13 protein-coding genes are annotated in these 12,897 nt (G+C 43.9%); 4 read left to right on the forward strand and 9 right to left on the reverse strand.

The window, feature by feature from the left end; genetic code table 11:
- Positions 1–25: 25 nt before the first annotated feature.
- Positions 26–2,701, reverse strand: a complete 2,676-nt coding sequence (locus NSS67_RS26035; RefSeq protein ID WP_339316632.1) for a YhgE/Pip domain-containing protein — start codon at positions 2,699–2,701, stop codon at positions 26–28.
- 236 nt (positions 2,702–2,937) lie between these two features.
- Here NSS67_RS26035 and NSS67_RS26040 point away from each other — a divergent pair, with 236 nt between their 5' ends.
- Both NSS67_RS26040 and NSS67_RS26045 read left to right on the forward strand, forming a co-directional pair.
- Complete coding sequence (locus NSS67_RS26040; protein WP_339316633.1) at positions 2,938–3,465, forward strand: hypothetical protein; 528 nt, start codon at positions 2,938–2,940, stop codon at positions 3,463–3,465.
- 104 nt (positions 3,466–3,569) lie between these two features.
- Positions 3,570–5,128 (forward strand): IS3 family transposase gene (locus NSS67_RS26045; protein WP_339316635.1). Its coding sequence is split into 2 segments (ribosomal slippage): positions 3,570–4,203 and positions 4,203–5,128, totalling 1,560 coding nucleotides; the frame shifts between segments, so codons are not numbered across the junction.
- Positions 5,129–5,218: 90 nt separating this feature from the next.
- On the opposite strand, the gene NSS67_RS26050 is transcribed toward NSS67_RS26045, so the two are convergent.
- Positions 5,219–6,184 carry a family 43 glycosylhydrolase gene (locus NSS67_RS26050; protein WP_339316636.1) on the reverse strand — a complete coding sequence of 322 codons (966 nt, stop codon included), beginning with the start codon at positions 6,182–6,184 and terminating at the stop codon, positions 5,219–5,221.
- 363 nt (positions 6,185–6,547) lie between these two features.
- Between NSS67_RS26050 and NSS67_RS26055 the strand changes: the two genes are divergently transcribed.
- Both NSS67_RS26055 and NSS67_RS26060 read left to right on the forward strand, forming a co-directional pair.
- Positions 6,548–7,504: a winged helix-turn-helix transcriptional regulator gene (locus NSS67_RS26055; protein WP_339316637.1), complete on the forward strand. Its 957-nt coding sequence runs from the start codon at positions 6,548–6,550 to the stop codon at positions 7,502–7,504.
- Positions 7,505–7,635: 131 nt separating this feature from the next.
- On the forward strand, positions 7,636–7,794 hold the full coding sequence (locus tag NSS67_RS26060; RefSeq protein ID WP_036675694.1) for a hypothetical protein: 159 nt from the start codon (positions 7,636–7,638) through the stop codon (positions 7,792–7,794).
- 490 nt (positions 7,795–8,284) lie between these two features.
- Here NSS67_RS26060 and NSS67_RS26065 read toward each other — a convergent pair whose 3' ends face one another.
- The 7 genes from NSS67_RS26065 to aroE all read right to left on the reverse strand — a co-directional run bounded on the left by NSS67_RS26065 (position 8,285) and on the right by aroE (position 12,887).
- The gene (locus NSS67_RS26065; RefSeq protein WP_339316638.1) at positions 8,285–9,055 is read right to left on the reverse strand and encodes a class I SAM-dependent methyltransferase; all 771 of its coding nucleotides are present in this window, start codon (positions 9,053–9,055) and stop codon (positions 8,285–8,287) included.
- A 155-nt stretch (positions 9,056–9,210) separates the two neighbouring features.
- A complete protein-coding gene (locus NSS67_RS26070; RefSeq protein WP_339316639.1) occupies positions 9,211–10,131 on the reverse strand; it encodes a S1-like domain-containing RNA-binding protein in 921 nt (306 codons plus the stop codon).
- Positions 10,128–10,475 carry a ribosome silencing factor gene (gene rsfS / locus NSS67_RS26075; RefSeq protein WP_042185972.1) on the reverse strand — a complete coding sequence of 116 codons (348 nt, stop codon included), beginning with the start codon at positions 10,473–10,475 and terminating at the stop codon, positions 10,128–10,130. Before rsfS ends, NSS67_RS26070 begins: the two co-directional genes overlap by 4 nt.
- Positions 10,472–11,050 (reverse strand): bis(5'-nucleosyl)-tetraphosphatase (symmetrical) YqeK, encoded by a 579-nt coding sequence (gene yqeK / locus NSS67_RS26080; protein WP_283910805.1) that lies wholly within the window; start codon positions 11,048–11,050, stop codon positions 10,472–10,474. The genes rsfS and yqeK overlap by 4 nt, the downstream gene beginning before the upstream one ends.
- The gene (locus NSS67_RS26085) at positions 11,022–11,624 is read right to left on the reverse strand and encodes a nicotinate-nucleotide adenylyltransferase (RefSeq protein ID WP_339316640.1); all 603 of its coding nucleotides are present in this window, start codon (positions 11,622–11,624) and stop codon (positions 11,022–11,024) included. The genes yqeK and NSS67_RS26085 overlap by 29 nt, the downstream gene beginning before the upstream one ends.
- A 36-nt stretch (positions 11,625–11,660) precedes the next feature.
- Positions 11,661–11,954, reverse strand: coding sequence for a ribosome assembly RNA-binding protein YhbY (gene yhbY, locus NSS67_RS26090; protein ID WP_042185967.1), 294 nt, complete (start codon positions 11,952–11,954; stop codon positions 11,661–11,663).
- Between the two features lie 57 nt (positions 11,955–12,011).
- Positions 12,012–12,887, reverse strand: coding sequence for a shikimate dehydrogenase (gene aroE / locus NSS67_RS26095; protein ID WP_339316641.1), 876 nt, complete (start codon positions 12,885–12,887; stop codon positions 12,012–12,014).
- Positions 12,888–12,897 lie beyond the last annotated feature (10 nt).

Genomic DNA, 12,897 nt, shown 5'->3' on the forward strand with positions numbered 1-12,897 from the left:
TGGCTTAGGTACAACCTCTATTTTCTTAAGAAATCAATTTCGATTCTTCGGCTTGTTCAGCCGCCTTATTGATATAACGCTCCAGCGGCTTCTTAAGCATTAGCGCCAGTAAGAGCGCTATAACAGCGAATAGGATCAAATAAAGACAATCGCGAATCGCCACTTCTGGCAGAATTCCCCCTACCGCCTCCCGCATCAGACTAATCGCATAAGTAAATGGCATAAACGGATTCAACATTTGAAAGAAATGGCCTGTTGTACTAATTGGAAACGTACCCCCAGAACTTGAGAATTGAAGCACCATGAATACGATCGCTATCCCCTTCCCAACGTTGCCGAATACGGAGACAAGCGTAAATACAATCGTCACGAATACGATACTAATCAACACTGCAAACAGAACAAACCACACCTTGTCCACCACATAACATTTTAGAATAAAAATATTACCGAGTACAGCCACCAGCGCTTGAAGAATCCCAACCGTAAGAAATGTCAGCAGGCGTCCAAAATACAGCTGATACCGCTTGTACACAATCCCCTCAGTATCCACCCCCGTACGAAGAAGTGAGATAAGGAGTGTACCACCCACCCATAAGGAAAGAACAACATAAAAAGGAGTCATAGCCGAACCATAATTCGGAATAGGATATAACTTATTCTCTTTTAACACTACCGGATTGGCCAAAAAATCACTTTTGCTCTTGATATCCCCTCCGAGCAGCTCAGCAATCTCTTCCAAATCCACCTCATCTTTAATCTGACGGATTGTGGATGCTGCTTTACGAATTGAGTCTTCCAGTATCGGAAGATCATTTCGCACCAAATCCGCTGCGACCGCCACGCCCTTATCCGCATGGGGAAGCCCTGTACGAATCAGATCAGATATCTGATGAACCCGTTCCTCTACAGTCGGAAGATCCTGACGGACGAATTGTGCGGCTTGTTGTATCTTTTCACCGGCAACAGGCAAGCTGCTCTGAATGAGTGGAAGCGTATCACGAACAAAAGCACCAAAGCTCTGTGTCTTATCTGCCACGCCACCAGCTGCTGTATGCACCGCTTCACGAATTGCTGGTAAGTCCTGCTGTAGACTAGCTAAGCTCGATTGTCCGAACTCAATCGCTGCCACGGTCTCTTCAAGAAGGGTACCAAGCGCCGGCAGCCGATCTGGAACCTGCTGTAAGGCAGTGGCTGTAGTCTCAGCAGCAGCGGTTAATTGCTCTAGTGTATTTTTTATAGCAGGGATAGTTGCCGTATTGTATTGGGAGATGAGCTTTTCAATAGCTGCGTTTCCTTCATCAGATTTAAGGCTCAATTGCTTAACAGTACTCGGATCAGGCTGACCCTCATTTTGAAGATCCGTTGCCAACGAATTTATCAATGTAGTCTGTCTGTTCAAGTCATTGTTTACAGCCTTCAAGGAGCTAATCTCAGCATTAGACACTGTCCCTGGTGAGAATGTATTCAGTGCCGATAACAAAGAAAGTGTATGTTCAATCACATTGGTGCTCAATCCCAGTTGAGCTGAAACGAATTGAATTTGCTCACGCACAGCTTGCAACTCTTTATCCTTCCCCTGCAGCTGTTCAGCAAGCTGAACTACTGATTTCTCCGTGTTTTGCAGCAGGTAAATATTTTGTTTGAGAACTGCGGGTACCGCTTCAAATGCAGCATTACTCTTCTCTAAGAACTGCTGAAGCTCCAGAACAAAGTCATTTCCAGCAGCTGCAATTTTGTCGGCCTTAGGCAGTGCTGTTAGGGCAGTGTTAACAACCTTATTTGCTTCCGCAAGACCTTCCGACGCCTTGCCCATAATTTGTTCAACTTCTCCAAAATGATTATCAAGCTCAACGATTAGCTGTGCAGCTTGTTCAATTTTGGGCAGCTTATCCTGCAGCTCTCCTAAATGATCTGCAGCATTGGCAATTTGAGGCCAATGCTCAGCTATTTTTTCTAAAGCCAAACCCGCCTTCTCAACCTCAGGTAGCTTGTTCTCCAGCTTAGAAATACGCTCTGCCGATGCATGAATTTGCGGCCATTTCTCCTCTATTTGCAATACACGCCGGCCTGCCGTTTCAATTTCAGGTAAATTTGCCTCTAACTGAAACAACCCTTTTTCTACCTTGCGTATAATAGGCAATTCGGATTGAAACTTTGTATCGATTTGCTTTAAAGCAGTAAACACTGTCTCGCTAATCGTTTCCGTAAAATTCTCACTGATCTGTGTAGTGATTGAAGAGGCGCCTTTATCCGTGATTTTAGGAGCAATCGCATTTATCTTCTCATTGACGGTGTATTCGATCTCTGGCTTCACGATCTTGCCTTCAAGGATTCCTGTCATTCTCTTTGAGAAATCAGCTGGGATAACAATACTGGCATAGTAGTCTCCACGTTTCACACCATTGTGCGCCGTATCTGCATCGACGAAGGTCCAGCCTAAGTTTTTATTATTCCGAAGACTTTCCATAACTTCATTGCCAATATTAAAGCTCTTGTCTTGCACGGTAGTACCTTCATCCAGACTAGTTACAGCAATTTTAATGCCAGAGGTATTACTGTAGGGATCCCATACTGCCGCAACATTAAACCAATCATATACAGAAGGTAATACCACTAAAGCAGCGATCAGGAACACGGCTACAGGAACCTTAAAAACATTACGCCAATCATTCCTATAAATCCGCAGTATTCCACCCATTCGTCGCTCCCCCTAATCTGTATGATTTGAGTTTTTAATATGCCCGAGGAGACAAACTTTTACTATCATTTTTAGTGGATCCATGACTGCAATCGCTTTTCAGAAATATTTTTAAAAAAAATGCAACAAAACCTGCTCATTTAACGTAATAGTAGTATGAAGCTCGGTTAAGAAAAAACGTAGCGGGTAATAAGGTATATACAACCTTTTTACATATCTCAAGGGGGAGATTTCTAATGTTTAAGAAAAAGTCAGCGTATGTGTTACCGGTTGTTGTTCTATTGTTTCTTTCCCTCATTACTACTGCTAGTACCGTTGGAACACGAGTAGATGCGCAGGATAGTGGCAAGACTCAGCAACAGACGGTATATATTCATACTATTCAATCCGAGCATGGCAAGCTTTCCATTACAGCCGATGAAATAAACTGGTATCAGGGTGCTGATGCCGATCGAGTTTTTGCTGAAAGAGACCCAGAAGGTGCAGCAGAAATTGGCGGAGCTCCTGACAGCTATTATATTGTGAATGACGTTGATACACTGACAACCTATCCGATCGCGGATAACGCAACAGTCACCATGCAGATTTATGATCACACTGGCAACATTGAGGATCTGGACATTCATTGGAACGAAGCCATTACCTTACAGCAATTTATCGATCAATTTAATAAAACGGATATCTTCGATCTAAGCCAGTTCCCTTATCACATTACCGTTCAGGACGGCGTAATCACTTCCATCGTGCAACAATATATACCTTAAGCAGCAACTTATAAAAAAGAGGGTTTACCTAGCGGCCTGATATGCTCCCCATATAGTAGACAGGCGAAATAATAAAAACCTGTTGCTGTATGGGGAGCATTTTTATGGAACAAAAAAAGTTTACGGCACTTGAAAAATTAACGATTCTCCAAGAAATTGAATGCGGCCAAATTAGTTTAAAAGCTGCGGCTCGAAAATACGACTTATCCAAAACATCTGTAGTGAAGTGGCGAAGACGTTATCAATTGTACGGTTACGAAGGCCTGGAGGTGCGATCCCACAATCAAAAGTATTCGCCAGAGCTCAAACTCCAAGCAGTTAGGGATTATCTCGAGGAGAAATTGTCGCAAAGCCAAATCATCTACAAGTATAAGATTGCAAGCACAACCCAACTTGCCAATTGGATTAAGAAGTATAATGGTCATAGCAACAGCTTAACTGCTAATTTAGGAGGAACTAGAGCTATGACCAAAGGACGCGCAACCACTTGGCAGGAGCGGATGGATATCGTGCTGTACTGTCTTTCAAATGGACAAGACTATACGAAGACAGCAACCCATTTTCACGTTTCTTACCAACAAGTATATAGCTGGGTAAAGAAGTACGAAGCAGGTGGTGAAGAGGCGTTACGAGACGGCAGAGGACGCACCAAAGCGCCTGAAGAACTTACCGAAGCAGATCGCCACAAACTCGCGATGCAAAAGCTGGAATACGAGAATGCACGCCTGCGTGCGGAGAATGCTTTTCTAAAAAAGTTAGAGGAACTCGAAAGGAGGAGACGTTAAGTCACGTTCGTCAGGAGGACATCTACCTGGCGATTCAGGCTGTTCAGCAAGAGGAGTCTTGCTCCATTCAGCTTTTGTGTGATATCGCTGGGATTTCGCGGTCAAGCTACTACAAATGGTTGAATCGTGAACCCAGTTCCCGAGAAACCGACAACAAGAAACTGACAGAGGCTATGCTCCTCTTGTATGAGAAGGTGGAACGGACCTTTGGGTATCGTCAATTGACCCTACATTTGCGCAGACAAATGGACAAATCTATTAATGCTAAGCGAGTGTACCGCCTTATGAGACTCCAGGGCATCCAGTCTGTCATCCGCAGAAAGAGAAAGAAGTACATAGGCTCTACGCCTCAGCAGGTCGCAGAGAATGTGCTGAACCGTAACTTTGAGGCGGAAGCTCCAAACCAAAAATGGGTAACGGATGTAACAGAATTCAAATATGGCAACGGCAAGAAGGCGTATTTAAGTGCAATAAAAGATCTGTATGACAAGTCCATTGTTGCTTACGTTCTGGGCCATTCCAATAATAATTCGCTAGTTTTTAACACGCTGGAATTAGCTTTGCAGGCAGCGCCGGAGAGCCGATCCTTACTCCATAGTGACCGTGGTTTCCAGTATACCTCTCTGAATTTTAAGAAGATGCTGGACGATGCACAACTGAAGCAAAGCATGTCCCGAGTGGGCTGTTGCATTGACAATGGGCCGATGGAATCCTTCTGGGGAACATTGAAATGTGAAAAGTTCTACTTACATACCTACCAGACCTTTGAAGAACTTCAAACAGATATTGATAGCTACATTCACTTTTACAATAACGAACGGTTACAGGCAAAACTAAACGGCCTCAGTCCCATTGAATTTAGGACTAAGGCCGCTTAAACTACTTTTATTTATTGTATTGTCTACTTGACGGGGTGCAGTTCAGCCATTTGCGTAGCTAATAGGTAACCCTCTTTTTTTCATAACAAATTATTTCTTTGCGGCATCCTTAACAGGAACTCCAAAATTCGGCGTGCCATCTTCATTCCAATGAAAGACTTGTGCACGAGTATGTCGGTTTGGATCATATAGAGGATCACCAGTAATTTCTTTATAATTGCGGCAATGGTAGATGAGCACATCTTCCCCATTTTCATTAATCGTAAAGCTATTATGACCTGGACCGAATTGCCCATTCGCTTCATTCGTTTGGAACACAGGATTTGGTAGTTTAGTCCATGAAGCTGCATCAAGTAGATCGCTGTCTTCATCCGCTACTAATAATCCCATGCAGTAGTTGAAGTCGGTAGCACTAGCCGAGAAGCTGATAAAGATACGACCATTACGTTTCAATACAGCTGCACCTTCGTTTACTTTGTACCCAATCATTTCCCATTCATATTCAGGAGTAGCCAGCATAATCTGAGGACCTGTTAGTGTCCACGGATTGCTCATTTCAGAAATATACAGATTAGAATTACCCTGAATATCCGGGTCCTTCTGAGCCCATACATAATACAATTTCCCTTTATGCTGAAACGTGGTCGCGTCTAAAGCGAATGATTCCCAGGCGGTTTTCACTTGGCCTTTTTCTACCCAGGTTCCTTCTAAAGGATTGGCAGATGCATTCTCAAGCGCAAACATACGGTGGTCGAACAAACCGTCCGTCGTCTCCGTAGTGCGAGCTGCTGCAAAATAAATGTACCATTTTCCTTCAATGTAATGAATCTCAGGTGCCCAAATATTAGCACTGAGTGGACCCGTCTCATATTTGCGCCATGCTACAACAGGTTCTGCAGTAGCCAATCCCTCGATGGTTGTCGATCTCCGTACTTCGATCCGATCATATTCTGGAACAGAAGCTGTGAAATAGTAATTGCCATCTGTATGTTTATATACCCACGGATCAGCACGTTGTTCTACCAATGGATTGTTGTACTCTCTACTCGTATCCATAATCTCTCTCCTCTATATATGCATATTCCCATCCAGAATCCTTTTAAAATAAATATGTATTCATTTTCAGTTTAAAAATAGCACAGACAAAAACACTTGTAAACATATTATACTAAACCTATTTATGTTTTTATAAAATTAACGAATAAAGTAACGAAATCCCGAAAAAAAATCCCCTAATTTTCAGATTATTTCTGAAATACCTTTAAGTTTAACTAAATCAAATGTTGATATAGTAAAAAAACGCTCTTATTTTTGCAATTCTACAAAATAAGGAAGTATGCTTTATTTATATGCTATATTAGTTTATAATTTCATAAAACAGTATTCATTTATGACCATTTGGAAGAAGGTATTGATAAAATGATCTATATTAAAGATTTAATGAGTGGCCTTGAAATTTTTAAAGCTCTTAGCTCTGAAATCAGAATCCTCATACTCGAACTTTTAGCTACCAATCAAGCGCTGAACCTGAATGAAATAGCCAAGAAGCTGAACCTCAGCAACGGCGCAATCACGATGCATATTAAAAAGTTGGAAGAAAGCGGTCTCATCGAAATAAATACATCCGTGGGCAAACACGGTATTCAGAAGGTCTGCTATTTAAATAAGGACAAGCTTATTGTTGATCTTCGCAGCAAGGATGTTGATAATCTTTACGAAGTAGAAATTCAAGTAGGACATTACAGCAACTATCAAGCTGTTCCGACCTGTGGACTTGCTACCAAAGACAGCATTATTGGTGATTTCGACGAGCCCCGTTATTTCGCAGATCCCCAGCGAATCGAATCCGAGATCATTTGGATGTCAGAAGGGTTTCTCGAATACAGAATTCCAAACTATCTTAAAGCAAATCAAACATTCCGCGAAATTCAATTCTCGATGGAAATCGGCTCTGAAGCTCCTGGATCTAATGATAACTATCCCTCCGACCTATATTTCTACTTGAATGGAATTGAAATCGGCTTCTGGACTAGTCCTGGTGATTTCGGAGACACACGGGGAACGTTTAATCCAGACTGGTGGCCACCACATTTAAATCAGTACGGCATGCTCAAACTGATCCGTATTAATAATGAAGGTAGCTTTATTGATGGCTGCCGAATTTCTGACGTAACGCTGGATGACATCCAGTTAGATTACAAGAGCGAGCTCACTTTCCGTATCGCTGTAACGGACAAACCCGTAAACAAACGTGGGCTTACCATTTATGGCAAACATTTCGGAAATTATAGCCAAGACCTACTCGCACGTGTATTATATGATGTACATGAAGTAGAAATTGGTGTTTCTCGTACTGCTGTTACCCTATCAGAGTAAAGCAATTCCTAAACAAGAAGACCTTAGAACCAGCACTAACTGGTCTAAGGTCTTCTTTAGCTTTGTATATTTTTTTGAGATTGACCCATAATAACCTTTGTCTCCCAAACCACCGAGAAGGAGTGTTTCGAATGCGCGAAGGTCTAATTCCCGCTGTACTTGGAACCGTCGTAACCGCTTCTAGCGCCGCTTTTCTTGGAAGCAAGTATAAGATGGCAGCAACAGGCGTACTTGGATTTGGTCTGGCTCATGTCGTATTGGGTGCCATTGATCTGTTTGAGCATCGGTAAGGATTGGAAGATGCCGGGTGGCATAAACACTGCCCGGTTTTTTTGATGTTCACATATTGGCGCAATCACAGCTACTTCTTCATACATGAATTATGAATCCATCATCCATTGGAGCTTACGGACTCAGAAGACGTTATTTGCATATTTTTAGCCTTTGGAGCGTGTTTTCGGACACCAGAGACACTATTCCTTGGAAAAAGACTACTCTTAGGCACTTTTCAGGCCAATAGCTACGATGGAGTCCGATAGCAACCAAAATATCGGAAAATGCTGCGTTTAAGGTCCGCTGGGTCCGTTCTCCGGTTCCGAAGCGCATCTGACAGTGGCAACTATGTCCTTATCCCATAGAACCTACGCGCTCCCGATAGCAATACCTACTCGTTTCCAATAGCGGCAGCCACATGCTTCTCTCTACTCTCCAACCAATCTCAAAAAAAGAAGGGCTGTCTCATAAGCTATGAGAATAGCTTATGGGACAGCCCCTCTATATTTATTTTATAGCAATATAAAACAAACGCTCAGCATCATCATCCGCCTCAATCCACTCGAAATCGGCGTATGTCTTCACATCACTAAAGCCAGCCTTAAGCAGTTCTTCCTTCATCCATTCGGGATCGTAGGCACGCTGAATATGTGTCTCTTCGAAACGGCGATATACATCACTCCGTCCCTCTTCACGGGCAAAAATGGACAAATGATGTTCTATCTCTCGACGCGGGACATCCATCTCACAAGTCCAAATATAGGACACTGACGGTTCGTCCAGAACAAAGGGCTGCTCTTCTTCATAACGAATCAGCGTGTTTGGATGATGCACATCAAACAGAAAGGTGCCGCCTTGCTTCAGTCCAGCAAAGGTACTGGCAAAGACAGCTCTGATATCGTCTTCTTCCAGCACATAATTCAGACAGTCACAGAAAGAAATCACAGAATCCACAAGCTCTGGAAGCTCCCATTCCTTCATGTTTTGTCTAATCCAACGAACACTACCTTCGCGCAAAAAGCGCCGTCCCTGGGGATGCTCCTCCATTTTGCGTTGTGCCACTGAGAGCATATCTGAAGATAGATCGATTCCGGTCATATGATACCCTGAACCCGCCAAAGGAATGGTGATACTCCCTGTGCCGCAACCCAGCTCAGCCACAGTTACAGGCTTACCGTATTTACTCCAGGCGGTTTCGGCAAAGGTTATCCAGTCAGGATATGGCATATCTGCCATGAGCTCATCGTATACATAAGCAAATTTCCCATAGGAAGACACTAGTACACCGCTTTCTATTACAGCATTTAATATGAATCTGTTAATGACCTATTAAGCATAAACGCCCACGGCGTCCCCTCAAGGACGGTAAGCGTTTAAGCGAGAAATATAAGGAAAAAGTATAGTGTGAAACTTATACTTTCCTATATTTTAAATTATTCAGTTGTTCCTTCATTTCCCTCGGTTGAACCTTCCTCTTCCTTAGGAACAAGATACGTCCAATTCTCTTTTTGGGTAATATGGCCTTCCTTCATCAGCTTACCAAGCGCACGCTTAAAGGCTGATTTGCTAATCCCAAAACGCTGCTTAATAATATCTGGTGGCGTTGCATCGGAATAAGGCATTCCTCCGCCCGGACGGGCATGTAAGAATTCCAAAATCGACGCAGAATCAACATCCATACCAACTTCCTTACGAAGCCCCATAGACAGGTTCACACGTCCATCCTCACGGATATGGGAGACACGCGCTTCAAATTGCTCACCTAAACGAAGTAGTCGACTACGTTCGGATGAATGGACCATACCGATTATACCAAAGCCTAACACCCCTGCATCTACAAGAACAAAAGTCCCCATCTGCAGCGGCTTATACACTCGGGCTGTTACAGTTTGTCCCATCCAGGATTCAGGCGCAGGAAGAGCTAGTGGAGCAAGCTCCTGTTCTCCAGCTAATTTAGCACGAAGACGTCCCTGTTTGTCATGCTCCATAATCGCATATACATAGTCGCCAATCTGAGGACGTAGCTCTGGAAGCTCTGGAAGCTCACGGATTGGCAGCAGCAGCTGCCGTCCAAGGCCCATCTCCAAGAAGCAGCCCAACCGCGGGTGAATATCAGCCACTTCCAATAACGCCATTTCGCCCAGCGTTAGAAACGGTTTCTTCATCGTTGCCGCTAGACGATCCTCGGTATCAAAGAAGATGAATACTTCAACTTTATCGCCAGTCTTAACCTTCTCGGTAAGCTCTGTATAATGCAGCATAACATCCTGATCACCGGCATTCAGGAAAAATCCGTACGGGGATACCTCTCTTACTACATTAAGTGTAACTGTAGTTCCTGCAATCAGGCTCATACAGTCTCCACTACCTTCGCATCCGACCACAGACGCTCGATATTGTAGTATTCACGTTCATCGCGGTGGAAAATATGAACGATAACATCTCCAAGATCCATCAGCACCCAGCGTGCTGAATCCATTCCTTCGATTCCCTTGATCACGCCGCCTGCTTCATGAACCACTTTGCGGACTTCAGTAGCGATGGACTGTACTTGGGTATCCGAATTACCATGACATACAACAAAGTAATCACTAATCGGTGAAACAGTACGCAGATCTAGTGCCACTACGTTCATTGCTTTTTTATCTTCCACAGCCTTAAGGGCCAGTTCTAACAGCTTGCTTGGTTGTACACTCATATTTTATCCTCCAATATTCTAACTAAATCATTACGCGCCAGTACCGTTAACGGAAAAATCACTCGGCGTTTTTCCAGCAGTAGGCTAATCGTAGAATCAAATCCAGCGACTAGTCCTTCTTCCAAACTTACTTTTGCCAGCTTACGTATCTTATCAACCCCAGGAAAATCGCGACCAGGTTCGATATAGTCGGCGAGACAGACGATTTTCTCAAGTAAACTCATGTCTTCACGGCCTGAGGTGTGAAAACGGATCGCATTAAGAATATCAGGATCTGTGATCCCATATTCTTGCTCTGCTACAAAGGCGCCTACTTCCGAATGCCACAACTGCTTATCATGCTTCAGAAGATTCAAGTTCAGATGATTCTGCTCGATAATCTCCTTCATTCTCTCCACAGGCCAATACTTGGCCACATCATGCAGAATTGCCGCTGTCTCTGCACGCTCAGGATCAGCGCCATATTGCTCTGCTAGTTGAATAGATGACTCCATTACGCCCAGTGTATGCTTCCAGCGCTTGGCAGGCATTTGCGTCGAAACCGCCTCAATCAGAGCTTCGCGGCTGTACGCCATACAATCCACTCCTTTGAACATAATCGAACACTGCCTCAGGTACCATATAACGAATGGATTTTCCCGCTGCAGCCCGTTCTCTTAACATCGTTGACGATATATCAACCAGAGGCATATCTGCTAGCAGCACCTTATCTGCTATATAAGTTGGCAATGCGTCTAGATCAAGAGGTGTTCCCGGTCGACCTACACCGATAAATGTAAGCCGCTGCACAAGCTCTTCAATCTCGTTCCATTTCGGTAAATACTGAACCATATCCGCTCCGATGATGAAATAAAGATCGAAATGCGGATACGCTTCTTGCAGCCGTCTTATAGTCTCATACGTATAGGATACGCCACCTCTAACAACTTCCCAGTCTAATGTGCGAAAAGCCTCATGATTCTGTACCGCTTCCTGCACCATTGCCAACCGGTCTGCTCCAGATACACCTGCCTCATGTTTATGGGGCGGGATATGCGAAGGCATAAACCATATTTCTTGAAGTCCATAAGTGTCCCTTGCCGCTTCCGCTGCCATCATATGACCGATATGAAGAGGATCAAAGGTACCTCCCATTATTCCAACTTTCAAGAGGACGACCTCCTCGGTAGGGTATACTTACAGCTATTAGCGTGGCAGCTCAATAGTTTTGTTATCGCGTGATTCCTTGTACAGGACAATGGTCTTACCGATTACTTGTACAAGTTCAGAACCGGATTGTTCAGCTAGTGCAGCACCGATTTCCTTCGGATTCTCAATATTGTTGCTCAGTATACTAATCTTCATAAGCTCACGCTTCTCAATAGCTTCTTCAATGTGGCGTACGAGGTGATCATTTACTCCACCTTTGCCCACTTGAAAAATAGGATCGAGATGATGCGCCAATGAACGAAGATACCGTGTTTGTTTACCAGTTAACATAAATGAATAACTCCTTAATTAACATATTTTATTACCCTAAATTGATGAATCCATTTCTTACTCTTTTCCGCCCAGACAATTGAGTATGGTCTGTCGCATGATTTCCGTAGGAGCAGGTTGCCCCGTCCAATACTCCAGTGCATAGGCACCCTGATAGACAAACATACCGAGGCCTCCATGGATTGTACAGCCCCGTTCAAGTGCTTCTAACAATAAACGCGTACGCAGCGGATTATAAATCAGATCACTTACGACCATCCCTGCACGAAGCAGTTCTGGGTCTATCGGTGTCTCCTCGATATAAGGATACATGCCTACAGAGGTAGTATTGATCAGTACGTCTACACCATTTAGCATTTCCGCTACTTCGTTCATGCTAATCCCGATAACATTCCCTTTGCTCTGGCAAAGTGTGGCCAATTCCTGTGCCTTATCAACACTGCGATTAGCAATAATGATAGAAGAAGGCTTCTCCTGAAGCAGTGCGGCAACAATTCCCCTTGCTGCCCCACCGGCTCCAATCACCATAATCTTCATACCTGACAAATCAGAAATGGCTTCCGCCTTAAGCGACCGCACATAACCGATTCCATCCGTATTATATCCAGTGAGTATCCCGTTATTATTAACAATCGTATTGACTGCGCCAACGGCTACCGCACTTTCATCTAATTGATCCACAAGTGCCATCACCGCAACCTTATGCGGAATCGTCACATTTACCCCACGGAACCCAAGCGTCCGAACCGCTTGCACCGCATCCTCCAGATTCTCCGGAAGGATATGAAGCGGCACGTAAGCACCCGGAATTCCCAGCGCTTGCAGTGCTGCTTCATGCATAATAGGAGATTTGGATTGTATAATAGGATCTCCCATTACGCCCAGTAGAATATTCCCGGTATTGTGGCCTTCGGTTGCCGTTTTCAAAGACACTGTAATAGCC

The organism is Paenibacillus sp. FSL R10-2734, assembly GCF_037963865.1.
Classification (GTDB): Bacteria; Bacillota; Bacilli; order Paenibacillales; family Paenibacillaceae; genus Paenibacillus_AQ.

Coding starts and splice junctions, on each gene's coding strand:
- NSS67_RS26035 (WP_339316632.1), bottom strand. CDS start 2,701: ATGGGTGGAATACTGCGGATTTATAGGAATGATTGGCGTAATGTTTTT.
- NSS67_RS26040 (WP_339316633.1), top strand. CDS start 2,938: ATGTTTAAGAAAAAGTCAGCGTATGTGTTACCGGTTGTTGTTCTATTG.
- NSS67_RS26050 (WP_339316636.1), bottom strand. CDS start 6,184: ATGGATACGAGTAGAGAGTACAACAATCCATTGGTAGAACAACGTGCT.
- NSS67_RS26055 (WP_339316637.1), top strand. CDS start 6,548: ATGATCTATATTAAAGATTTAATGAGTGGCCTTGAAATTTTTAAAGCT.
- NSS67_RS26060 (WP_036675694.1), top strand. CDS start 7,636: ATGCGCGAAGGTCTAATTCCCGCTGTACTTGGAACCGTCGTAACCGCT.
- NSS67_RS26070 (WP_339316639.1), bottom strand. CDS start 10,131: ATGAGCCTGATTGCAGGAACTACAGTTACACTTAATGTAGTAAGAGAG.
- rsfS (WP_042185972.1), bottom strand. CDS start 10,475: ATGAGTGTACAACCAAGCAAGCTGTTAGAACTGGCCCTTAAGGCTGTG.
- yqeK (WP_283910805.1), bottom strand. CDS start 11,050: ATGGCGTACAGCCGCGAAGCTCTGATTGAGGCGGTTTCGACGCAAATG.
- yhbY (WP_042185967.1), bottom strand. CDS start 11,954: ATGTTAACTGGTAAACAAACACGGTATCTTCGTTCATTGGCGCATCAT.